This window comes from Bacillus sp. AFS053548, from assembly GCF_002575105.1.
In the GTDB taxonomy this organism is placed as follows: domain Bacteria; phylum Bacillota; class Bacilli; order Bacillales; family Bacillaceae_G; genus Gottfriedia.
This window is the reverse complement of sequence record NZ_NUHI01000008.1, coordinates 1-24,334: the sequence shown is the minus strand read 5'-3', so window position 1 is coordinate 24,334 and position 24,334 is coordinate 1. Positions and strand designations below refer to the sequence as shown.

The following is a 24,334-nucleotide window of genomic DNA, read 5'->3' as shown; positions in this document are numbered from 1 at the left end:
CAGATTTTTATGTTAATATATTGTTGAATATAATAAAAATATTCAAAAAATTTAACCCGATAGGAGTGGCATTTATGAGAAAACCTTTACGTAAATCGTTTAATCAATTAGTTCATGAGAACAAACAATCTTTATTAGGAAACAAAGAAGAAATAGAAAAAATTGAAAGAAAAATTGAAAAGCGCCACGAATTATTATCTGAAAAAAACAAACTAAACAAAGCTATATCATAAATTTTAAGTAATCCTTTAGAGGGATTACTTTTTTTGTGTTTTTCTTAAAAAGATTTAAACCTTTTCCCTTGAATCAACCTATTTGTCAAAGTTCAACTTCCCCATATAAGCAAACACTAGTTGTAAAAAATCAATTCTTTCTTATATATAGGGTGCAATCATCTTCACAAAAATTCATTAAAACGAATTGAAATTTGACTATAAACTTCTCTCATATTTATAAGTAGCAATAATTACTGGATCATCTAAAATAGGCGAACTCTTATAATAATAAGACGTACTATATAGTACATTGGTCTAGAAATTGGAGGTAAAAGTATGCATCATCCATTTTGGAATTCACATCCGCTTCATCCCCAACATCCTATGAGAAACGGTGTTCAAGGTCATGTACAAACAGATCATCAATCAATCATGCAAATGTTCATGAATCTTGAAAATCAAATTACTAACCTTGTAAAAGCAATCGAGGCAAATAATGAATTACTTAGACAACTTGAACAAAAACAAAATCAAGTTGTAACAAGTGGCGGTGGATCAGTCATTGTTAGGATGTAATGACAATGGCTTGTAAACGAATAGAAGAAAGATAAAGGAGGTGTAACAAAAGTTAAAGTACTTTTGGACCCCTCTTTTTTATATAACGAACACTTGAAAAAATATAAAAAACCCACAAGATTGTTCTTGTGGGCTATCATTTATAGCTTCTATATTAAGAGTTAACTAATACAGCTTTAAATTCTTCTGTTAATAAAGGTAATACTTCGAATAAGTCACCAACGATTCCGTAGTCAGCTACTTTGAAGATATTAGCTTCTGGATCTTTGTTAATTGCAACGATTACTTTAGAGTTTGACATACCAGCTAAATGTTGAATAGCTCCTGAAATACCACATGCAATATATAAATCAGGTGTTACAACTTTACCAGTTTGACCAATTTGTAAAGAGTAGTCACAATAGTTAGCATCACATGCACCACGAGAAGCACCCACAGCAGCACCTAATACTGAAGCTAATTCTTTTAATGGATTAAAGCCTTCTTCACTCTTAACTCCACGGCCACCAGCAACGACCACTTTCGCTTCTGAAAGGTCTACACCTTCACTCGCTTTACGCACAACATCTTTGACGATTGAACGTAAGTCTTTAATTTCAACTGAAACAGTTGACACATCACCAGTGCGAGTAGCATCTTTTTCTAAAGCTGAAATGTTATTTGGACGGATTGTCACAAAAATAAATGGATCTACCATAACTTTTTTCTCGAATGCTTTACCTGAGTAAATCGGACGAGTGAAAACAATATTTCCACCAGCTACTTCGATTGCAGTAACATCTGAAATAAGACCACTTTGCATACGAGCAGCAAGTTTAGGAGATAAATCCTTACCTAAAGCTGTATGACCGAATACTAGACCTTCTGGTTTTTCTTGGTCAATAACTGCTAAAAGTGCTTGAGAATATCCATCAGAAGTATATGATGCTAATTTTTCATCTTCAACAACGATTGCACGATCTGCACCGTATTGAATCATTTCAGTAGCTAATGAACTAACTGATTTACCTACTAATACAGCAACTACTTCTCCGCCCTCAGCAACTGTTTTAGCCGTACTTACTGCCTCAAATGAAACATTACGTAGTGATCCTTCACGAACTTCGCCTAATACTAATACTTTACGTGACATGTTATTTCCCTCCAAAATTTTCTATTACGATCTTAATCTATTATTCTGTTCTAATATTCAATAAAATTAGATTACTTTTGCTTCAGAACGTAGTAACGAAACCAATTCTTTTACTTGATCCTTTAATTCACCAGTTAAAACTTTGCCCGCTTCTTTCTTCGCAGGTAGGTAAATTTCAATTGTTTTCGTTTTTGCTTGAACTTCATCTTCTTCTAAATCTAGATCATCTAATTCTAATTCATCTAAAGGCTTTTTCTTAGCTTTCATAATACCAGGTAAAGAAGGATATCTTGGTTCATTTAAGCCTTGTTGAGCAGTGATTAATAATGGTAAAGATGTTTCGATGATTTCTGTATCACCCTCTACATCTCGTTCGATTGTTGCTGTTGTACCATTAATGTCAATTTTAGTAATTGTTGTCACGTAAGGAATATTTAGTAATTCAGCAACGCGTGGACCTACTTGACCAGTACCTCCATCAATTGCAACATTACCTGCTAAAATAATTGAAGGATCTTTATCTTCTAAGTATTTAGCAATAAGTTTAGAAGTTGTATATTGATCAGCATTTGTAACGTCATCTTCAACGTTAATTAATACAGCCTTATCAGCACCCATAGCTAGTGCTGTACGAAGTTCTTTTTCACTATCTTCGTTACCAATTGTTATAACAGTTACTTCGCCACTATGAGCGTCACGAATTTGAATCGCTTCTTCAACTGCATACTCATCGTATGGATTTATAATAAATTCAGCGCCATCCTCTTGGATTGCACCATTTGAAATTGTAATTTTCTCTTCAGTGTCAAATGTTCTTTTTAATAGTACATAAATGTTCATTGTTATACCCTCCCAGGAAATGTAACTACATCTATTTTTTTAAAATATTAAACTACTTATTTATTAAACACTGGTTTTCTTTTTTCTAAAAATGCCGAAATACCCTCTTTTGCATTTTCAGTTGTAAAAATTTCTCCAAATAATTTAGACTCTTCTTCCACCGCTTCATGATATGAATTAGTTCTAGTAGAAGATAGTAGTTGTAGAATATATTGAATTGATTGCATACTTTTATTAGCAATTTTCGCTGCTAATGCATTAGCTTCATCTAATAAAGTTTCTTCTGGCACTACAATTGTAGCTAATCCAATTTTCCCAGCTTCAACACCAGAAATTGGTTCAGAAGTCGCAAGCATAACTAACGCTTTATCTTTACCTACATAACGTGGTAATCGTTGTGTCCCAGCAAACCCAGGAATAATTCCTAAGTTTAATTCAGGTAAACCAAGTTTTGCGTTTTCTGCAACAACTCGAATATGGCAGCTCATTGCAAATTCTAGTCCGCCACCTAATGCAGCTCCGTGAATTGCTGCGATGATCGGCTTAGAAAAATTTTCAACACGATCAAAAACTAGTTGACCTCTTCTTGCAACAACTGCTGCATCTTCAGCATTTTTGAAAGAAGTAAATTCTTTAATATCTGCACCTGCAGAGAAAAATCTACCTTCTCCATGAACAACTAAAACGCTTACATCATTGTTATTTTCTAATTCATCTAAACGCTTAACTAAATCAGCAAATACAACCGAAGACATTGCATTTGCTGGTGGATTTTGAATTGTTAATAATGCAATACCATCGGATATTTTACATTGAATTAAACTCACAACTATTCCTCCCTATTTTTCAAAATGTACTAGAACGTTAATTTTGGTACCCGCATCCTCTTATTAATAATTGGTGAACTTTATCGGCTTTTGACTCTAAATCTTGTTTTTGACCGGTCATTACCCAATGGGTCATCACTTCATCAATCGTGCCGAAGATCATTTGTCTAGCTGTACGAATATCCAATTGTTTGTCGAACAAACCACTATTGATTCCTTCATTTAAAATTGAATCAATGATATGTAGATACTCTTTTAGTACCTCATTTATTCTTAATCTCAGGTCAATATTTGTTTGTCTTACTTCCAATTGCATAACGATTGCTAAATGAGAATCTTTAGACATTTCATAAAAGTGAGTTTTTACCAACATTAATAATTTCGATATCGCGTCCGGTTTACCTTCAATTTTTTCACGAATTTTTTCAGTAAAATTTCCCATCTTCTCTTCAAACAGTGAAATTAAGATGGATTCTTTATTTTTAAAATACAAATAGATTGTTCCGTCAGCTACACCAGCCTGTTTTGCAATTTTAGAAACTTGCGCCTGATGGTAACCATTTTCAGCAATTACAACAACTGCAGCATCAATTATTTGTTTATATTTTGGTTTATCTCTTTTCATTTTTATTAACCCCTTCTTACAGTGAATGAATAATCATTCATATTCTCATAATACAAATTTATCAGAAAATTGTCAATTGTCCTGTAATATTTTTATGTATAAAGTTTCTTTACAAATGCTTTTAATATTCATTTTAATCTTTGTACTTTCATTCAATTTTATCAGGTTTCTTTTCTAATCAATCTTTAAATTTATTTTAGCATAGTATTTTGATAACAGTTCGTAAAATAAAGAGGGATGCTTATGTTATCATCCCCCATATACTATTATATTAAATTTTCATCAGAATCCTCAGGTTTCGTATTCTTTTGTTTTTCTTCTTCTAGCAATGTTCTTCTTAAGATTTTACCAATCATTGTTTTTGGTAATTCATTCCTAAATTCATAAATTCTCGGAACCTTATAGGCTGCTAAATATTTCCGACAAAAATCATCTAGTTCAGCCTCAGTCACTGATTTCCCTTCTTTTAATACAATGTAAGCTTTTACTGTTTCTCCACGATATGCATCAGGAATACCAACTATAACTGCTTCTTTAATAGCCTCGTGTTCATATAATACTTCCTCAATATCTCTAGGGTAAACGTTAAACCCTCCCGCATTAATCATATCTTTCTTACGGTCAACGATATAAAAGAAGCCTTCTTCATCCATATAGCCTAAATCTCCTGTATATAACCAGCCATTTTTTAACGTGGTTGCGGTTTCCTCTGGTCGATTCCAATACCCCTTCATTACTTGTGGTCCTGAAACGATTAATTCACCAATTTCACGATAAGGTAATTCTTCGTCAGTTTCTAGAGATACTATTTTAGCATCTGTACTTGGCCAAGGAACTCCAATGCTGCCCGTTACTCGCTTATCCCATAGGAAATTACTATGTGTAACTGGAGAAGCTTCTGATAAACCATAGCCCTCTACTAATTTTCCGCCTGTCACCTTTTCAAATTGCTCTTGAACTTCAACAGGTAATGCTGCAGAACCACTTAAGCAAGCATGAATGCATGAGATATCGTTATTCTTTAAATCAGGATGATTTAATAATGCAATATACATTGTTGGTGCACCCGGGAACAATGTAGGTCGGTATTTATTGATCGCCTCAAGCATTTGAGTTGCATCAAATCTCGGAACGATAATCATTTCATACGCACACATGATTGATAAATTCATACATGTCGTCATTCCATATACATGAAAAAATGGTAAGACAGTCAAAATCTTTTCTTGGCCCTTCTTACTTTTATATAACCATTTCTCTGCCATTAAAGTATTTGATGCTAAATTTTTATGTGTAAGCATGACACCTTTAGGAAATCCAGTAGTTCCTCCTGTATATTGAAGTATTGCTACATCTTCTACACTACTACTTGAGAGATCCTGTTCAATCGGTGCAGATATTTGCATAATAAAACTAAATTGATGAATCGAGTGATCATTAGGAATCTCAGGTGCCTTTGGCTGTTTTGAATAAGGATATAACAGCTTTTTAAAAAATGGTAAATAGTCCTTAATCCCAGTAACAAAAATATGTTGAAGATTAGTAGATTTTTTTACTTCGTACACTCTATTAATTAATAAATCTAAACAAATAATAGCTGTTGCACCACTATCATTCATTTGATATTCAAGCTCACGCTCAGTATATAGCGGATTTGTTTGGACGATAATTGCTTCTGCAAAAAGAATCCCGTAATAAGCAATCACTGCCTGAGGGCAATTAGGAAGCATAATTGCAACTCGATCGCCTTTTTTAATTCCTAAATTCCTTAAAAAATTGGCAAATCTTAAAGACTGAATATAAATTTCATTAAAGGTCATCGATTTCCCTAGAAAATTAAGCGCTTTCTTAGCTGGATATTTTGAAGCTGTTTGCTTTAAATATGTTGGTAATAAATCAAACTGTTCGTCTAATGTAGCTGGTATTTGCTCTGGATACTGACTCACCCAAGGCCTTAATCTTGGTTCCTCCATACCATTCACCACCAGTATTTTAAAAGTATGTTCATACTAAAATTAGTATATGTTACAAATTTCAGCTATACAATCAAAATATTAAGAATATTTAATCACTAGTGGATTTTGAATTTGTTTTGGAATTTAATGAACTAATTGATCAATTACTTCATCGCTATCATAGTAAAAATTAGGTGACAAATCGGCACGATTAGTCAATAATCCAAAATTGTATTCATCAAAGTTTTCTAAAGTAAGAGATTTAACTTTCCCCTCATTTGATAATCTTTTTACAAGATTAAAAATAAATGAGTATTGCGAGTCAATATCAGTTGTTGCAAGGTGAAAAATCCCTTTTAAATCATTTTCAATAATTTTTCTTACTTGCTTAGCAATTCCTGTATCAATTGCATGATTTAAAAAAATATTATCATACGCATCAATTTCTTGACCTTTTTCTATTTTATCCTTTATTTCATTTAATCTTGGTGATTGTTTTCCCCAAACCATTGGCAACCTTAAAACGATCCCATTATCGCCAATCTCATTCTTAATTAATTCTTCACATTTTATTTTAAATTGTCCATAATCTGATTCGGCAACCGGAAGATCGTTTTCAGCGTGATGCTTTGAAACTTCTCCATCAAAAACATTTGTTGTAGAACAAAATAAAAATTTCGTTGAAGTTGATTTTATTTTTTCTACTATTCTAGAATGCGCCTCAAATTGAACATTAAAATCACCACGTAAACAAGAAACGATTACATCTGGACAAATATGATCAATCCAGTTCAAAATTTTCTCTGAATCATTAATATCCCATTGTAATTGATGATCATTTTTCAAATCTAATTTTGTTTGATTAAACGTTACATAAACGTCATAATCTGGAGAAAATTCTTTTATTAAAGCCTTCCCAACTAGTCCGCTAGCACCTAAAATTAATAATTTCATTGTCTCTCTCCTTTTTACAAAATATTTAATAAACTTGTGATATATTGAATGTATCATAATAAACAGTGTTTACAAAGGTCATAAATTTAAAGTCCAAACTAGTTGAATGCTTTTAATCTAACAGACTTAAATGATAATAGGGAGTGGGGTTCATATGAAAGCAAAGGTTCTTTTAAACAACCGTATTGTCGATTTAAAATCTGCAAATGTAAATATTTTAGATCGAGGTTATCAATTTGGAGATGGAGTTTATGAGGTTATTCGTTTTTTCAATAAGTCATATTTTGAACTCGATGCACATTTAATTCGCTTGAAAGAAAGCTGTGAAAAAATATTAATACCTTTTAAAATGCACCTGAAAAAGCTTGAAAGTGATTTAGTTTATTTAATGAATACTTGCGATTATGATAACGGATATGTTTATATCCAAATTAGTAGAGGTGTAATGAATCGCAATCATATTTACCAAGACGAAGCTAATTTAAAGCCTCAACTGATTGCTTATACAGTAAGAGAAGATCATAGACCATTACAGCAAATGGAAAAAGGAATAACTGCTTATATAACGAATGATATTCGTTGGCTACGCTGTGATATAAAAAGTTTAAACTTATTAGGTAGTGTTTTAGTAAAAAATGAGGCTTACGCAAAAGGAGCGAAAGAAGCAATTTTGCATAGAGATGGGATCATTACAGAAGGATCAGCAACAAACGTCTTTATCGTAAAAAACTCTACTCTATTCACTCATCCTGCCAATCACTTAATTCTAAATGGCATTACTCGAAAAGTGGTACTTGAAATTGCAAAAAAAGAAAGACTCGAAGTAAAAGAGATTCCATTTTCAATTGATGAACTTTTAAATGCAGATGAAGCTTTTACAACAGCATCAGTTTCTGACATCCTACCTGTTACTTCAGTTTTAATTGATGAAAAATCATATTCTATCGGTTTAGGAAAGCGTGGAGAAATAACAAAGAAAATTCAAGATTCATACACTAATTTAATTGATAAAATTCCGCAGGATCAGTCAACAAACTAGACATCACTATATAGCATTATAAAACCGCATGAAAATCTGTTGGTTTACCTTAGTGAGGAGTGACTTGACTTGGCAATTTTTATAGCAATTTTGATCGCCTTATTTGGAGCAACTCTTGCTCTCGTTTTTACTATTGGGCAATCTAGAAAACGAAATTTCATCATATGGGGTATCACGAATATGATAGCCATTGGGCCATTTTTGTCATTTGCCATTGGAATTACCTACGCTATTATCAAAGGAGATGGCTTTGCAGGGATGTTGATGTGGGTATTATATCCAATCATATTTATTATTGGTCTCATTCAGTTAATTATTGGGATATTCATGAAAAAAAGCTCCGATAAAAATAGTTATAAGTACCATTAGTTACCTAAAAGTATAGCCTGTATCTTAGACTAATATTATAAGATACAGGCTTTTTGTTGTATTGCTAACGATCGAAGTGCAACTTTAAAAACAGATTTAACAATTGATTTAAGGTTTGTTAAGTTGATTTTGTTTGAATAAATGTAATATAGAATAATTTTTATCTATAAAATGTTACATGCGAAAAAATCCTGTACTGTCATTGTAATTTCATTTTTAGAAAATAGGCATTACATGTTTATGAAGTAATATGTAAAAAGGGTGATTGCTATGCCAAGACTAACATCGTATGTAAAACGTATTTTTAATTCATTATTTACAAATATAGCTGAGGCAAAAGGAAAAAAAATAACTGGTTACAAATCAAAACAATGGATTAGTTACGGAGATAGTATCACTTCGTCTAACGGATGGCAGCCTGCTGTAGCAGAAAAGTTAGGCCTGACTCATGTTAATAGAGGGATTGGCGGAACAACCATAGCTGAAAATGGTTCTATTGCTTGGATTGATAAGAATGGAAATTACAAAGGTCAACCACCTAAACCCCAGCCAAATGGAACGATAGAAATTTTATCAAGTATGTGTAACAGTCAAAGGATCAATGCTACGATTCCACTTAATACTCAACTTTTAACAATAATGGGTGGAACAAATGACTTTGGTAGAGGTATTCCTTTAGGAAAAGGGTTCCCAACAAATGAACGACCCAATTTAGACGAATCGACATTTATCGGTGCTTTGTGTTCAATGATTGAAAAAATACAAACAAGGTTACCAAATTGTAGGATTATTCTTATGACGCCTGTACCTAGATATCACAACGGAAAATATGAAGATAAAAATAAAGCTGGTTATTTAACATCTGATTATGCTAAAGCTGTAAAAGATGTAGCTATTTTTTACGCATTGCCATGCATCGACCTATACTCTAATGTTGGTTGGAATAGAATGAACGGTGAATATTATTTAATTGATAGTATGCATCCAAATAAAACTAGAGGATATAAACGTGTTTCGGAGATTGTAATTGGAGAGTTAGAAGTTCTGCAGCAGGATGTTAAAAGTAGTATAGAAGAAGATGATAATGATCATACAACAGAAAATTAAAAACTGCTAAAAAATAGATCTCAAGAGTCAGCAATTTGACCTATGAGATCTATTTTTTTTATTGTCTTTTTAATAATCTAGCTACATCTTTCCACTTTACTTTTTCACTGTAATACATTACCCCATTAACATAAATACGGCTAGCAACACGAGTTAAAATCATTATTGAAACGATTAAAATTAATATACTAGCACTTATTTCTATAAAATTCATTTCTCCACTTACAAATCTAGAAAATGCTACAAGTGGAGCAAAAAATGGAATATATGAGCTAATTTGAACAAATGTACCACCTGGATTTACTAATGCATTGATACTAATAAAAAATGCCGCTACGACTAAAATAGTAATTGGCATAAGAACCATTTGAAGCTCTTCTGTTCTTGAAACAACTGACCCAATTGCAGCGTAAAGTAATCCATAAAGTAAATAGCCTAATAAGAAATAAACTACAAATGCAATGATTGTTGTAGTATCTAATGCCTCTAAATCTATTTTCATTCCGAAAAAAGATATCGCATTAGTATTAACCCAACCTAATAAATTGGCAAAAAGAAATGCTATTCCTAATACAATTAATTGTGCACAAGCTACAAAAAATACCGCAATGACTCTTCCGTATAAAGTCACGACCGGACTTACTTTTGGTAGTAATACCTCCATTACCCTAGAAGACTTCTCAGCAACAATTCCCGTTGCAATTGAGTTTCCATAAATTAATAGAAACATATACAATAAGAAACCGAAAAAGTAAGCAATTCCGAATGTAGCCATTGGATTTTTTAGAACATTTTCATTTACTTCTACTTTTTGCAATAACTTTGTTGCAGATTGAGGAGATAGCTTTAAATCTTGAGCAGTTTTATTTAAGTAATTTTGCTGTAAAGTCATATTTACGACTGAAAGCAATTCACTATTTGAAAACTTTTTATACGTATATTGAATTGACGGGACGTTGTTCTTTTCGGAAAGAATAAGCAGTCCATCTTTTGAACCATCTTCAATTTGATTTTTTAACTCTTTTTCTTTCGATGCATCGCTCTGCTCGATCTTTGCAGATTTAATCGTTTTGTTTAAACTAGCAACATCTACTGAATAATTTTTCGAGTTATCGATTAATACAATTTTATCTTTATCCTTATTACTCTTTTCTGTGCCAGCAAAATATTTTTGTACTCCAAATAACCCAACGACTAATACAAATAAAATAACACTCATAATCATCGTTGCTCTCGCCAAAAGACCTTCACGTAAATGAAATAAAAAGACCGTACGAAACTTTTTCATTTATTTCGCCCTCTCTATAAAGATATCATTTAGTGTAGGCTCTAATAATTGGAACTTCTTAATAGATCCCAAGTCTGACTTAATACGGTTTAAAATCGTAAAAGCCTCCTCATCACTTTTTACCTTTACGTAAATTCCTAATTGCTTTTGTACATAACTAACATTATTGGAATCTAGTATTTGTTTAATTGATGTTATATCTTCTAAAATTAAATTTCTATACCCATAGTCTTCCTTTAAGCTACTTAAACTACCTTCCGCGACTACATTACCGTTCTTAAGTATACAAACATGTTCACAAAAAGCCTCCACTTGATCCATACGGTGGCTTGATAATATAACCGTTTTCCCTTTCTGAATTTGTTCGGTAATAATTGAAGCCATTAACTCGGCATTAACTGGATCTAGTCCACTAAATGGCTCATCTAAAATAATCAATTCAGGGTTATGTAATAAAGTTACAATTAGTTGAATTTTTTGTTGGTTTCCTTTTGAAAGTTCCCCTGCTTTTTTATTTCGATAATGTGGTATTTCTAGACGGTCCAGCCAATATGTTATTGCCACATCAACTTCTTTATTAGACATACCTTCTAATTTCCCGAAGTATTTAAGCTGATCAACAACCTTGCTTTTGGTAAATAATCCTCTTTCTTCAGGTAAATACCCTACCTTAACTTTATCGGATTTAAATGGGCTCCCTTTCCAAGTTATTTCTCCTTTTGTAGGTGTAAGGAGACCTATTAACATTTTAATGGTGGTCGTTTTACCTGCTCCATTTCTACCTAATAAACCTAATACTCTTCCTTTAGGCAAAGTCAATGACAATTCGTTAACGGCAATCGTATCTCCAAAATTTTTAGAAAGCTGTTTTATTTCTAAAGTCAACGCTCTTCCCCCTTTTTGAAGTTTAAGTAAAAATATACTTAAATTTAATTCCTATACATTAAGCATACATTTAAAAGAAATTTAATAAAAGGTGAAAATTGGAATTTAAACTTGTTTATACTAAATGCAAAAATGAGAATACTGACCTAGCATTCTCATTTTTATTTGTAGACATTAATATGAAATACTACCTGAAATTAATAATCCGACTGTTACACTTAAAGTAAACAATAAAGCTGCTACTGCAATATTTCCTTCTTCAACCTTTTTAGCAAACGAAATTTTTGGAAATAATACAAATTCTGCAATCCAATATGTAACCATTTGAGCTATAATACCAACTAAGCTCCAAATAATGAAATCACCATAGTTAACTGAATACTTTGCTGCTGACATAATAACAATTGCTAACCCTACTAATTTTCCCGCTAATTTTAGTGCAACGGCAATATTACCATCCTCTAAAATTAATTTTTGTTCACTCATCTTAGTGGTAAAAGTAAAAGCTAAAAATCCAATAAATAAAAGAATAAGTCCTGATCCTAAATACATCAAAGTACTAACAATACTATCCATTTATCTTCTCATCCCCTCATTAATTAATTTTTTTCTTCAACGATCCCTACTGGTAAAAAACAACTTTCGTTTCCGGTAATAATATTCCCGGCACGTACACCAATTGCACCGTATTCTTCTTTAATTAAAAAACTGCCTATTAATACATGCAAATCTAGTATTCCATCAGGAGTCATAACCTTTCTCATAGGTAAAGGTGAATATTGCTGAAACACCATAACTTGATCATGATAGTTATTTTGTATACTTTGTTGACGGTTTTCTCCGTTAATAATCTTAATTGAATTTCCTTCACGGCCAAATGCAGGTTTCTCAACATATGGAAGATTGTTTTCTATAAAGAAATCTGGCTCTAAAAATGTTGGTAGAAAATGTTTTCTAATGACATCATGTTCTTCTACAGTAAAAACATCTGATTGCTCTATATGTAAATTCCAAATTAATGCTTGAACAGCCTTGGACTGAAGTAAGAAAGAAGATAATGGATTGAAAATAATCAATTTACCGTCTTTTACAAGTTCTAATAGTGCCAGGCCAATTTTTGTTCCATCTGAAGATTGATCAAGCTCTAGATGTTCAATTGGATAGGTTTGTCGGTAAAGAATGTGTATTCTTTCCCCTTTAGGTGTATAAAGTCCATCGTTTTCAATAATCTGTAAATCTTCTAGCGATATTAATTGACTCTTACCATTGTATAGGGATTGGATATATTTAGCTGTCTTCCAATCTTCTTCATGATCACCATGAGCTGTAAAAACAATAATTGGTTTATCTAACCCTTTTATGCTTTTATTGACAACATGATTTATGACATTAGAAAGTTTCATTTCACTATCAGCATTAGGATTCTTCAAGTTAAAATAATCCGTAATGTACCCATTGACATGATGGGTCTCCATAATAAAAGTTGGGGTGTCACTATTGCATTCATAATGTTTCCAACCATCTACTGTATGAACAAGGTCAATTCTTCTAATGACTCCTTCACTTTCAATCGTTTTATGACGTAAAAATGGTACGATTTCCTTTGAATAACCAAGCATATCAAAAATATCATCTGGTAACTGTCTCATTAACCGAGCAGTCTTATCATAGATTTTTCCAATTTGTTCCGTAATTGAATGAATTTCATCAACTTCACTTTTAGTCAATGGATAATAGTCTAATAAAGCATAATATGAATCTTGTAGTTCCGCCCAAAAATCTGGAAGTTTTTGATAAACTTCTTTACGTTTTCGTCTGTGATTCTGTAAATTCGCATTATCCATTATTAACCACCAAATCCTCCAGATGAACCTTTTCCAAAACCACTTTTACTTGAAGACGAAGTATGCCCTGCATATTTACTAGAAGATTTATAGCTCTTATAAGAACTACTTGCATGAAGTGCAGTTCTTGTAGGATAAAATATTCCGCCATGATAATAACTATGGTAGTAATGACTCGTGTTATCATCACAAACCCAAACACCTTCGTCATCATCAAACTCCCAATCACGGCAATCGTCATTTTTCGGTTTATCTGGTCGGTCAGCATTTTGAGAACCACAGCCAGCTAATGCACTTACTGCTAATCCACTCGTTAATGCGATACTAACTTTTTTCATTAATAATGATGTTTTTGACATTGGGATCTCCTTTCACGTATTGAATTATTCTAATCTATACTAAACTATCCCCTCTATTAAAGTATATAGAAATTAACATTAGCTATTACTCTTGTTATCTTTAAAACTAACCTCCAAATCCTCCAGAAACCCCACTCCCAAAACCACTTTTTTTAACCGAGGAATTTGTTCCTTTAATAATGCCTGAGGATTTATATTGATTAAAATCATTGTTGCTATATAACATACTTTTTGTTGTAAAGAATGAGCCTAAAAAGAAGAAATTTCGGTAAAATGAGCTTGAACTGTCATCACAAATCCAAATATTATCTTCATAGTCAAATTCCCAATCACTACAATTTTCGTCATCAGGCATTTCAGAATCTGTATACGCAAATTCTGTTTCCTCACTATCAGTATAATCAGTCTCATCTAAACTATCTTCAGTCGTAATCCCCTCATCAACCTCATTTAATTGCTTTGTATTTTCATAGACCGGTTGACTTGATTCATAATAATCTTGAGAATTATCAGTTGTCTCAATCGACTCTGATTCAGATCCACACCCGGTTAATGAACTTATTACAATACCACTTGTTAAGGCAATACTCACTTTTTTCATTAATTTTGATGTTTTTGACATTGTATTCTCCTAGTTCAATATATAAATACATACATTTCTATCCTAAACTGTGTTATATACTAATGTATATACAATTATTAAAGGAGTTTGAACAATGTTTAATACAGACAACATCTTTGTTCTTGAATATCGATTACTTGATGGAGAATTTACACGACCTATTTATCACTTTCCATTTTTATCAAAGGTCCAAATCTTTACAAGAAGATATTGCGATTACTTTATTTTAAATGGTTTCGTTTACGAGAATAGAGGTTCTTATATTGAAGAAGATCGATATGTAATTGAAGTAATTGAATCAGATATGGAAAATACTCCTTTTTACCATTTAAACAGACCGTTAGGCATTGAAATTAGAGATGTAGATTCATTTGATGAAATTCATTTCTATGAGAGCGGAGATGAATTGGATTTACTTTCTTGGCTTCAATCAACTTATATAACAATAAATCATCAAATTTACGAGCAAACTTCAAATGAAGTTGACCAAGACCGCAATACTTACGTGATGTATGTCAAACGGTATATTGAATAAACAAAAAGCTACCTAAATAATCTTAGGTAGCTTCAGACTGATAATCATCTTTTTAGTACTTTGTCTATACACTAAAGTTTTTGTTCAAGCTTGATTAAATCCTTACACTGTATACCATTTTCCCAAATTTCTTCATCATAATTATCAATAAAGAAATCGTGAAAAACAGTGCTGATTTGAAATCCACAATTTTTATATAATGCTAATTGGTATGTACTTGAGTTTCCGGTACAGATTGAAATTTTAGTAAAACCAAGTTTTTTAGATTCATTTATTCCATAGTGGATTAAATTTTTTCCAAATCCTTGTCCTTGGAAGGCCGGATCAATTGCAATATTTTTAATTTCAACCTCTTCACTTGAATTCTCCATTAATACTAATACACCGACGAGTAAATTTTGGTCTAGTACTTCATAAATATTACTCTTTTGAATATATTTATCTACCATTTCTTTTGATGGGTCAGCTAGTAACAATAGATTCCAATGCTCTTTTGTTAGAAATTGAATTTTATTAATATGATTCATTGATACTCCTTACTTTTTTAATCTTGCCTTTAAATAATTTATCGTATCATTGGTGGATTTTTGTACCGATAGATTTGTAAATCCATGGTTTCCATTTTTAAGTGCAATCAACGTAACCATTTTTGGATTTTTTTTAGCAAATCGCTTAGATTGGCTGAACGGAACAAGCTTATCTCCTGTGCCATGTACGATAAAGATTGGGACTTTTGTCTTTTCTACATATTGAATAGGACTCATTCGATTATACTCATCTGTCATTTGATCAACCGTACTATTCATATATTTATCTACGATTTCTGAACTTCTTGAAGAAGGCGATTGATTCATGGTCGTTAAGTCTGAAATTGGATACCAAGCAATAATATATTTTATTTTGTTTTGTATATCGGGCTGAAGACCAGTTAATAAGGCTAAGTGTCCACCAGCAGAAGCACCACCTATCCCGATTTGATTTCGATCAATTCCTAATTCAGTTGAATTTGTGTAAATAAAGTCGATTGCTGTTTTCACGTCACGAACTGGAAAGTTATATGAATAATTTTCTTTTGAATAAAGTGTGTAGTCTATACTAATTGCTGTATATCCATCTTTTACAATTTCATTAAAAATCGTACTCCAACGTTTATTTAACGCTTTACTTCCATATCTCCAAGAACCGCCATGAACAAATATCAACGTTGGTGATGGACCATGTGAATTTTTAGATCGGTATATATCAAAGGTTTGTGGAACTTGGGCTGGATTTGTGTAACGTACATCTTTTTGCACAATAATATCTTTACTTACATCATTTATCTTCTTTTGGTGTTTATGTTGAAAACCATTAAATCCAACAAAGACAATAACAAAGATGACTAATGCTAAAATGATTTTCTTCAAGCCAATTCACCTTTCTATAAAAAAAGAGACTAACTCAGGTTATGTCTTCTAAGTTCTTTTTTATGTAAGATTTTAACGTCTACATAAATTAATAGAAATACACTAATGATGCTAGTCTCAATTACTTTATTTAATAACTGTTACATACAAAATTCCCCAAAGTAAAAATACTGCACAAACCGCAAATAATATTTTTGCCAACTTTTCCATCTTAGAACCCCTATTACCTTATTTTAAATCGACAACAGTAACACCTATTCCGCCCTCGGAGGCTGCTCCATATCGATAGGATTTAACTGATCTGTGTTTTTTTAAGTATTCCTGTACCCCTTGTCTAAGTGCGCCAGTTCCTTTTCCATGAATGATATTAATTCGAGGATATCCGGCTAATAATGCATCATCGATATATTTTTCAACGCGAATTAGCGCATCTTCGTATCTTTCACCTCTAAGATCTAGCTCAAGATTAACATGAAAATCCTTACCTTTTACAGAAGTAACAGTTCGTTCTTTTACTTCTTTAGGTGAACTAATATATTCGATATCTTTTTCTTTAACTTTCATCTTAATAATTCCGAGCTGAACTTGCCATTCACCTTCACTAACTTGATCAAGTAGTGTCCCTTTTTGGTTAAAGCTAATCACTTTTACTTGGTCACCTTCACGAAGCTTTCTTTGTTTCTTCGGAGCGGCCTGAGGAATTGTTTTCTTTGGAGCATAAGGAATTGCCCCTTCCAAACGAGTTCTTGCCTCAATTAATTCATGATCTTTAATAGAAGCTAATTGGCTATTCTTTAAGGCTCTTAGTTCTTTAATAATTTCCTCAGCTTCTTGTTGAGCTACTCTGACACGCTTTTTCGCTTCATCCTGTGCTCCACGATATAATTCATCACGGTGCTCATAAAATTCCATCATTTGCTTTTGTAAGTCTTTGAATACACGTTCTGATTCTTTACGGAAAACTTCTGCTTCTTTCCATTCTGTTTCTGCACCTTTTCTACTCGTTTCTAAAGATGCAATCATATTTTCAACTTCATTACTTTCTTCACTTACATGATTTCTTGCTTTTTCAATTACACGATTTGAAAGTCCAAGTCTTCTAGAAATCTCAAATGCATTACTTCTACCTGGAACACCAATTAATAGTCGATAAGTCGGACTTAATGTTTCTACATCAAATTCAACACTAGCATTCATAACATGCTCTCGATTGTAACTATATGCTTTTAATTCTGGATAATGCGTTGTCGCTACTACTCTTGCACCATACTCACTTACCTCATCTAAAATTGAGATTGCTAAAGCCGCACCTTCCTGGGGGTCAGTTCCAGCTCCTAATTCATCAAATAATACAAGACTACTATGATTTACATGTTTTAAAATATCAACAATATTCACCATATGAGAAGAGAATGTACTTAAGCTCTGTTCGATAGATTGTTCATCACCGATATCGGCGAAAATTTGCTCGAACACACAGATTTCTGAACCGTCTAGTGCGGGAATTTGTAGACCAGACTGTGCCATTAAAACACAAATACCAATCGTTTTTAAAGTAACCGTCTTACCACCCGTATTTGGACCAGTTATGACAATCGTAGTAAAATCTTTACCTAATTCTATATCATTAGCTACTACTATATCCTTAGGAATTAGAGGATGACGTGCTTTTTTCAATTTAAAATATCGATCGTTATTTAAAGTTGGTTTACTTGCTTTAATTGAATGCGAATAGTTAGCTTTTGCAAATAAGAAATCCATTTCAGCTAAAATTTCAACATTTTGTAATAAATCCGCTGAAGCCTCAGCAACTTGACCTGTTAATGCCATTAAAATTTTCTCAATTTCTTGCTCTTCTTTAACCTTTGCTTCTTGTAAACTATTGTTTAATGTAACGACAGCTTGTGGCTCAATAAATAATGTTTGACCAGAAGAAGATTGATCATGAACAATACCACCATAAACATGTCGATATTCTTGTTTTACTGGAATAACGAAACGATCATTACGAATCGTTACGATTGAATCTGATAACATTTTTTGTGCATTTGTACCTCTAGTTAGACTCTCTAATTTTTCACGAATTCGAGCTTCAGCTGTTCGAACTTGTCCACGAATCGTTCGAAGTGTCACACTCGCGTCATCTAAAACTTCTCCATTATCACCAATAGCAGCCTTGATATTTTTATCTAATTCTAATAAAGGAATGATTTGCTCACTTAATGATTCTAAGTATGGAATTTCTACTTCACTCTCAATTAAGCCCTCAATAAATCGAATCATTTGACGCCCGGCATATGTAACACCCGAAATCGCAATAAGTTCAGAAGGAGATAGCATTCCTCCAATATCTGCCCTTTTAACTTGCATTCTTATATCTGATAATCCACCAAGAGGTACATTTCCTCGTAGACGAATAACTTTCACAGCTTCGTCGGTTGATTCATGTAGTTCTACAACTTCATCATAGCTAGTACTTGGTAAAAGGTTTTTAATACGTTCCTTACCTAGTGAAGATGAAGCGTGTTTAAGTAATTGTTCTTTTATTTTATCGTACTCTAAAACTCTTAACGTACGTTGCATACCCCGTCGTACCTCCTTACACTCGATTACGTTTCCTTTCAATCAAACTTAAAAGTTCATGTAATTCAAATGTATTTACAATATTTTCTCTTTTTAACCAAGCCTTCTTGGCCGCACTAACCCCAACAGTCATATGATCTAACATATCAATGTTATGTGCATCAGTATTAATAGATAGCATCACACCAGCTTCCGCGGCCATCATTAACATTTCTTTATTTAAATCTAATCGGTTTGGATTTGCATTTAATTCTAAAATTGTACCTGTTTCTTTTGCTACAGAAATTAATTCTTCTGCATTTACTTTGTACCCAGCTCTTCTTCCAATTTTACGTCCTGTTGGATGGCCAATCATGCTAACATAAGGATTTCTCATTGCATTTTTTAAACGCATCATGATTGTCTCTTCATCTTGACTAAAGCTAGAATGAATTGATGCAATAACAAAATCAAGTGAACGTAAGACATCATCTTCATAATCTAACGATCCATCAGGTAAAATATCCATTTCTACCCCATGTAGAATTGTAAAATCAGTATATTTTTCATTAACACGCTGAATCTCTTCTTTTTGTTTCCATAAGCGCTCAGGAGTTAAACCGTTCGCAACCTTTAAATATTGTGAATGGTCTGTGATGACAATATATTTATACCCCTTAGCACGACATGCATCTGCCATTTCTTCGATTGAATAGCCACCATCACTCCACGTAGAGTGCATATGTAAATCAGATTTCATATCTTCTAAACGAATTAATGGGTAATCGTTTGTAAAAGTTGAAACTTCCTTTCCATCCTCTCGAATTTCAGGTGGAAAACAAGGTAAATTAAAGTGTGCATAAAAATCTTCTTCATTTTCAAATGTTAAAACTTCTCCAGTATTAACGTTCTCAACACCGTACTCACTAACTTTTTCATCACGCTCTTTAGCCAATTGACGCATAGCTACATTATGATCCTTAGAACCAGTAAAATGATGCAGCGTTGTAGCAAACTCCTTTGGTTGAATAATTCTGAAGTCAACTGAAATCTCATATTCAACACCTTTTAAAACAAGAGAAACTTTTGTATCCCCTTGCGCAATTATTCGAACGATTTCCGGCATCGAGAGTAATTGTTCTTTAATGCTTTCTGGTTTATTTGATGCAACAATGAAGTCTAAATCTTTAACTGTTTCACGTACTCTTCGTAAGCTTCCTGCTCTTGAATACTTTTCAACATCCTTCATTCCTGCTAAATAAGCTTCAATTTTCTCAGCAATCGGTAATACATCTGCTAGTGGCAAGCGTTCGGGCTGCTTACCAAACTCCTCGATTGATTCTAAAATATTTTTCTCTGTCTTTTTACCGAATCCAGCTAACCCCTGTAACTTACCACTTAAGCATGCTTCTTTTAACTGCTCCATGCTCTCAATTTGTAATGATTGATAAAGCTTAGCTACTTTTTTCCCACCTAATCCTGGTAGTCTGAGTAAAGGAAGTAAAGTTTTAGGCAATGAATCTTGTAGTTCTTCCAATACCGTACTTTTACCCGTTTCGATATATTCTAAAATGACTGCAGAAGTCCCTTTTCCGATTCCTTTTATAGCAGTAAAGTCGTTGATTTGTTCAAGACTTCTTTCATCAGTTTCTAATGCATTTGCCGCTTTACGAAATGCTGATATTTTAAAAGCATTCTCACCTTTTAGTTCTAAATAAGTAGCAATTTGTTCTAACAGTTTAATTAACTCTTTTTTGTGCATTTTAAGTCACCTACTTAACATAGAAATTGTTTTTTCACTTAAACTCAGGTTAAAGTATTTCAGAACCTCCAGAAAATCCTTCGTTCCATAATTTCATTAATTGATTTGATATAAATGGTGTATTCTGTACCATAAAATGCGCAATATTTGATTTAAGTAATAAAACATGAAGTGTATCAATTGGAATGATTAAAGCTATAAAAAGCGCCAAAACCGCGAATAAATAAACCTCTATAAAACCAAAAATACCACCTAAGAAGGAGTTCATCTGCTTTAAAACAGGTAATTGGAAAACTCCATTTAATAACGAACCGATAAATGAAATAACTAGCCTTGTCCCAATAAATAGCAAAGCAAATGCTATAATTTCATATACAAACTGCTCTGCATTTACGACCTGACCACCGCTTATATGAATTGGAAATATTTTTTTAAGCGAAGTAGCGGTCTGCTCATAATAATGATAAGCTAGGTATATGGAAAGTAAAAAACCTAGTAATCGTACAAGGCTGCTAATAAATCCTCTTCTCCAACCTGTCAAAATTCCTAAAATAAAAATAATAAGTATAATTAAATCAATCATTTTCTTTCTGCTCACTTTTCGTTTGTTTTTCTAATAATTTTTCGAGCATTTCAGCTCTCTCTTTTAATTTTACATAATCACTTACAATATTTATTGCTGTCAATACAGCTAATTTATTAGTATCTAATAATGGATTTTTTTTATTTATTTCTTTCATTTTATCATCTACAATTGAGGCAACATGGCGAATATGATCTGTTGACTCGTCACCAGTAATTGCATAATGTTGCCCATAAATAGTTACATTTAGTTTTTGTTTCGATGAAGAATTGGACAACTTCATACCTCCATTCAGCTATAAACATTCTAACCTTAACTATAACATGAAATTCAATACAATCAAAAGTATTGGAAAATATCCATTTATAAAGGAGAAATTTATGTCAAACACTGTATTAACAGTTTCTGAGGATACTCTCTTAAAGATGAAAGCACACTACCAAAGTAGCCTTCAATCAAAAGTACCACAAGGTGGAGTATTTATGGCCAAACCAAGTGGCTGTACAATCACTGCATATAAATCTGGTAAAGTAATGTTTCAAGGCTCAAATTGTGATGCTGAAGTAAGTAAATGGCAAGGTAAATCGGCTAGCCAAACAACTAAAAAGGTAAACCCTACAAATACGAATTCAACTTTACCAAAAAACTTTTCAAGTCTTGCAGTAATAGGTAGTGATGAAGTTGGTACAGGCGACTACTTTGGACCGATGACAGTAGTAGCTTCCTTTGTAGAACCAAGTCAATTTGAATTATTAAAAGAATTAGGCGTAAAAGATTCCAAAGAACTAACTGACGATGCCATATGCAGCATAGCAAAAAAAATTGTTCATGTCGTAACCTACAGCCTCTTAGTACTAAACAATGAGAAATACAATGCTATGCAAGAAAAAGGCTATAATATGAATAAACTAAAGGCTCTTTTACATAACCAAGCAATTCGAAATACTATTTCAAAATTGGAAGAAAAAAAATATGATGCAATCTTAATTGATCAATTTACTCCTCCAAATCTGTACTATGGATATTTAAAAGGAACAAAAGAAGTTATTCGTGATAAAGTTCAATTTGCTACAAAAGCAGAAGGTTTGCATCTCTCAGTTGCAGTTTCTTCTATTTTAGCCCGCTATGCTTTCCTACAACAAATGGATCAATTAAGTGAAAAAGCTGGCATGACCTTACCTAAAGGTGCTGGGGCAAAAGTTGATCAAGCCGCTGCAAAACTTATTAAATTAAAGGGTTTTGAAGCTTTAAGAAGTATAACAAAGTTACACTTTGCTAATACCGAAAAGGCATTAAAGATTTCAAAGAAATAAAATAAAAAAGCTTTATTCTAAATGAAAAAATCATTTAGAATAAAGCATCTACTATAAATACAATGAAACCTAATAGGCTAGCAACTTGTTTTTGTTTTTTATATCGAAGCATCGGTTTAGATAATAAAAATAAACAAATCAAAAATCCAAAAGGGATCGGTAACCAAAATAACCTAAATGGTAAAGAAGCTAGTACATAATAACCGATCATTTGAAACCCAAGATTATTAACATCCCGCTTAATGGCATCTTTATAAACTGCTAACACTCCAACTAACAATCCGACATAAAGTAAAAAGATTAACATCAAGCCACCTCCAAGATTGTCCTACTAATAACCTATTCACCTATGGCTTGTCTAAAGACTCATAAAGAAAAATGTTTAAACATATTCATAACATGTAGAAACGAAGGAGGAATATTTAGATGAATAATTTAATAAACGAATTTAGCAGTCTAATCCAATCCGTTCCAAAAATCATCAGAGCCTTATCGAATACAGATTATAAACCAAGTCCTTCAAAATGGTCTAAAAAAGAAATCCTTGGACATCTTTGCGATTCTGCGACTATGAATCATAAAAGATTTATAGATAGATTGTCCTCTAATGATGAACTAGTTTTGGAGCTATATAAACAAAATTCATGGGTAGAATTAAATGATTATCAAAATAGCTATACAATTGAAGAAATTCTTACTTTATGGACTGCTCTAAATTCACGTTTCATGAATGTGCTCGCAAACATTTCAGAAGACCAATGGAAACTGCAATATATTAGTCAAAATGATGAATCTGTTACGCTAAGTTGGTTATTTACTGACTACATTGACCATATGAAGCATCATTTAAATCAAATTTTAGGATAGGATCAAGGTGTCGTCATGAAATTTAAAGTGAAGAAAAATCCTCTATTAGTCGTCCTAATTCTGAGCTTAATTCCCATCATTATTTCAGTTCCCATCATCAGCTTTATTGAAGCTGATAGCACAGGAATCATCATAAGTTTAGTAGTCTTTGTCTTCTTATTACCAATATTGATTGTTCTAGTTTGGGCATTATTCAACACATACCATGAATTAACCGACAGTGAAATCAAATCAAAATTTGGATTTATAACAATTCTAATTCCATATAGTGAAATCAGAACAGTTAATTTCTCCAATAATCCAGTTTCATCACCTGCATGGACCTTCAAACGTTTAAAAATCGAATACAAAAAGTACGGATATGCCTTACTTTCACTTCCTAAAGACGAAGAAATTTTTTTACAAGAAATAAAAAAACGCTGTCCAAATGCTACAATTTTAAATCGTCAAAGAACAGAAGTTTTAATTAATTACGATCTTTAAACAAAGAAAACTCACAAGNNCTTGTGAGTTTTCTTTGTTTATTCTTGAATTGGTAAACTGATTACTCCGAAAATAATAGGAGATTTCACTAATGAACCCTTTATGAGTTACTATATTTCAGCTTTTTCCTTTTTTACTTACTTATGAACCCCTTATGAGTTACTACATTCCAGCTTTTTGCTTTTT

Annotated in this window: 28 protein-coding genes; 9 read left to right on the top strand and 19 right to left on the bottom strand. The window is 32.5% G+C overall.

All coding sequences use genetic code 11. From position 1 onward, the window contains the following. Window positions 1-74 precede the first annotated feature (74 nt). Together CN946_RS05045 and CN946_RS05040 are read left to right on the top strand one after the other, a co-directional pair. The gene (locus tag CN946_RS05045) at window positions 75-233 is read left to right on the top strand and encodes an FbpB family small basic protein (RefSeq protein ID WP_098860164.1); all 159 of its coding nucleotides are present in this window, start codon (window positions 75-77) and stop codon (window positions 231-233) included. A 318-nt stretch (window positions 234-551) separates the two neighbouring features. Then, on the top strand, window positions 552-791 hold the full coding sequence (locus tag CN946_RS05040; RefSeq protein WP_098860163.1) for a hypothetical protein: 240 nt from the start codon (window positions 552-554) through the stop codon (window positions 789-791). Between the two features lie 154 nt (window positions 792-945). Here CN946_RS05040 and CN946_RS05035 read toward each other — a convergent pair whose 3' ends face one another. From CN946_RS05035 to CN946_RS05010, 6 genes are all read right to left on the bottom strand, one after another. Then, window positions 946-1,923 (bottom strand): electron transfer flavoprotein subunit alpha/FixB family protein, encoded by a 978-nt coding sequence (locus tag CN946_RS05035; protein WP_098860162.1) that lies wholly within the window; start codon window positions 1,921-1,923, stop codon window positions 946-948. A gap of 66 nt (window positions 1,924-1,989) precedes the next feature. After that, a complete protein-coding gene (locus CN946_RS05030; protein WP_098860161.1) occupies window positions 1,990-2,763 on the bottom strand; it encodes an electron transfer flavoprotein subunit beta/FixA family protein in 774 nt (257 codons plus the stop codon). 56 nt (window positions 2,764-2,819) lie between these two features. After that, window positions 2,820-3,590: an enoyl-CoA hydratase gene (locus CN946_RS05025; RefSeq protein WP_286133820.1), complete on the bottom strand. Its 771-nt coding sequence runs from the start codon at window positions 3,588-3,590 to the stop codon at window positions 2,820-2,822. Window positions 3,591-3,627: 37 nt separating this feature from the next. Next, entirely contained in the window at window positions 3,628-4,215 is a 588-nt protein-coding gene (locus CN946_RS05020; protein ID WP_056472373.1) for a fatty acid metabolism transcriptional regulator FadR, read from the bottom strand. 266 nt (window positions 4,216-4,481) lie between these two features. After that, entirely contained in the window at window positions 4,482-6,188 is a 1,707-nt protein-coding gene (locus tag CN946_RS05015; protein WP_098860160.1) for an AMP-binding protein, read from the bottom strand. 126 nt (window positions 6,189-6,314) lie between these two features. Beyond that, window positions 6,315-7,124: a sugar nucleotide-binding protein gene (locus CN946_RS05010; RefSeq protein ID WP_176547212.1), complete on the bottom strand. Its 810-nt coding sequence runs from the start codon at window positions 7,122-7,124 to the stop codon at window positions 6,315-6,317. Between the two features lie 154 nt (window positions 7,125-7,278). On the opposite strand from CN946_RS05010, the gene dat reads away from it, so the two are divergent. From dat to CN946_RS04995, 3 genes are all read left to right on the top strand, one after another. Next, the gene (dat, locus tag CN946_RS05005) at window positions 7,279-8,163 is read left to right on the top strand and encodes a D-amino-acid transaminase (RefSeq protein ID WP_176547211.1); all 885 of its coding nucleotides are present in this window, start codon (window positions 7,279-7,281) and stop codon (window positions 8,161-8,163) included. A 69-nt stretch (window positions 8,164-8,232) separates the two neighbouring features. Next, a complete protein-coding gene (locus tag CN946_RS05000) occupies window positions 8,233-8,532 on the top strand; it encodes a hypothetical protein (protein WP_098860157.1) in 300 nt (99 codons plus the stop codon). Window positions 8,533-8,802: 270 nt separating this feature from the next. Beyond that, window positions 8,803-9,639 (top strand): SGNH/GDSL hydrolase family protein, encoded by an 837-nt coding sequence (locus CN946_RS04995; protein WP_098860156.1) that lies wholly within the window; start codon window positions 8,803-8,805, stop codon window positions 9,637-9,639. Between the two features lie 58 nt (window positions 9,640-9,697). Here the strand turns inward: CN946_RS04995 and CN946_RS04990 are convergent, their stop codons facing one another. From CN946_RS04990 to CN946_RS04965, 6 genes are all read right to left on the bottom strand, one after another. Then, on the bottom strand, window positions 9,698-10,927 hold the full coding sequence (locus CN946_RS04990) for an ABC transporter permease (protein ID WP_098860155.1): 1,230 nt from the start codon (window positions 10,925-10,927) through the stop codon (window positions 9,698-9,700). Next, window positions 10,928-11,812 (bottom strand): ABC transporter ATP-binding protein, encoded by an 885-nt coding sequence (locus CN946_RS04985; protein ID WP_098860154.1) that lies wholly within the window; start codon window positions 11,810-11,812, stop codon window positions 10,928-10,930. Window positions 11,813-11,986: 174 nt separating this feature from the next. Beyond that, the gene (locus CN946_RS04980) at window positions 11,987-12,388 is read right to left on the bottom strand and encodes a DUF350 domain-containing protein (RefSeq protein ID WP_069034569.1); all 402 of its coding nucleotides are present in this window, start codon (window positions 12,386-12,388) and stop codon (window positions 11,987-11,989) included. A 23-nt stretch (window positions 12,389-12,411) separates the two neighbouring features. Next, complete coding sequence (locus tag CN946_RS04975; protein ID WP_098860153.1) at window positions 12,412-13,656, bottom strand: glutathionylspermidine synthase family protein; 1,245 nt, start codon at window positions 13,654-13,656, stop codon at window positions 12,412-12,414. A 2-nt stretch (window positions 13,657-13,658) separates the two neighbouring features. Next, window positions 13,659-14,015 carry a hypothetical protein gene (locus CN946_RS04970; RefSeq protein WP_098860152.1) on the bottom strand — a complete coding sequence of 119 codons (357 nt, stop codon included), beginning with the start codon at window positions 14,013-14,015 and terminating at the stop codon, window positions 13,659-13,661. A 106-nt stretch (window positions 14,016-14,121) separates the two neighbouring features. Beyond that, entirely contained in the window at window positions 14,122-14,637 is a 516-nt protein-coding gene (locus tag CN946_RS04965; protein ID WP_098860151.1) for a hypothetical protein, read from the bottom strand. 94 nt (window positions 14,638-14,731) lie between these two features. Here CN946_RS04965 and CN946_RS04960 point away from each other — a divergent pair, with 94 nt between their 5' ends. Next, on the top strand, window positions 14,732-15,172 hold the full coding sequence (locus CN946_RS04960; protein ID WP_098860150.1) for a hypothetical protein: 441 nt from the start codon (window positions 14,732-14,734) through the stop codon (window positions 15,170-15,172). A gap of 71 nt (window positions 15,173-15,243) precedes the next feature. Here the strand turns inward: CN946_RS04960 and CN946_RS04955 are convergent, their stop codons facing one another. From CN946_RS04955 to zapA, 6 genes are all read right to left on the bottom strand, one after another. After that, entirely contained in the window at window positions 15,244-15,699 is a 456-nt protein-coding gene (locus CN946_RS04955; RefSeq protein WP_098860149.1) for a GNAT family N-acetyltransferase, read from the bottom strand. A gap of 9 nt (window positions 15,700-15,708) precedes the next feature. Next, window positions 15,709-16,578 (bottom strand): alpha/beta hydrolase, encoded by an 870-nt coding sequence (locus tag CN946_RS04950; RefSeq protein WP_176547210.1) that lies wholly within the window; start codon window positions 16,576-16,578, stop codon window positions 15,709-15,711. Between the two features lie 228 nt (window positions 16,579-16,806). Further along, the gene (locus tag CN946_RS04945; protein WP_098860147.1) at window positions 16,807-19,161 is read right to left on the bottom strand and encodes an endonuclease MutS2; all 2,355 of its coding nucleotides are present in this window, start codon (window positions 19,159-19,161) and stop codon (window positions 16,807-16,809) included. A 16-nt stretch (window positions 19,162-19,177) separates the two neighbouring features. Then, window positions 19,178-20,902, bottom strand: coding sequence for a DNA polymerase/3'-5' exonuclease PolX (polX, locus tag CN946_RS04940; protein ID WP_098860146.1), 1,725 nt, complete (start codon window positions 20,900-20,902; stop codon window positions 19,178-19,180). 49 nt (window positions 20,903-20,951) lie between these two features. Next, on the bottom strand, window positions 20,952-21,485 hold the full coding sequence (locus tag CN946_RS04935; RefSeq protein ID WP_098860145.1) for a CvpA family protein: 534 nt from the start codon (window positions 21,483-21,485) through the stop codon (window positions 20,952-20,954). Next, window positions 21,478-21,768: a cell division protein ZapA gene (gene zapA / locus CN946_RS04930; protein ID WP_056472333.1), complete on the bottom strand. Its 291-nt coding sequence runs from the start codon at window positions 21,766-21,768 to the stop codon at window positions 21,478-21,480. The genes CN946_RS04935 and zapA overlap by 8 nt, the downstream gene beginning before the upstream one ends. 97 nt (window positions 21,769-21,865) lie before the next feature. Here zapA and rnhC point away from each other — a divergent pair, with 97 nt between their 5' ends. Next, a complete protein-coding gene (gene rnhC, locus CN946_RS04925; RefSeq protein WP_098860144.1) occupies window positions 21,866-22,798 on the top strand; it encodes a ribonuclease HIII in 933 nt (310 codons plus the stop codon). Window positions 22,799-22,832: 34 nt separating this feature from the next. On the opposite strand, the gene CN946_RS04920 is transcribed toward rnhC, so the two are convergent. Beyond that, on the bottom strand, window positions 22,833-23,105 hold the full coding sequence (locus CN946_RS04920; protein ID WP_098860143.1) for a hypothetical protein: 273 nt from the start codon (window positions 23,103-23,105) through the stop codon (window positions 22,833-22,835). A gap of 119 nt (window positions 23,106-23,224) precedes the next feature. Between CN946_RS04920 and CN946_RS04915 the strand changes: the two genes are divergently transcribed. Further along, window positions 23,225-23,665, top strand: coding sequence for a DinB family protein (locus tag CN946_RS04915; RefSeq protein WP_098860142.1), 441 nt, complete (start codon window positions 23,225-23,227; stop codon window positions 23,663-23,665). Window positions 23,666-23,680: 15 nt separating this feature from the next. Beyond that, complete coding sequence (locus tag CN946_RS04910) at window positions 23,681-24,148, top strand: PH domain-containing protein (RefSeq protein WP_098860141.1); 468 nt, start codon at window positions 23,681-23,683, stop codon at window positions 24,146-24,148. The last annotated feature ends 186 nt before the right edge of the window (window positions 24,149-24,334 follow it).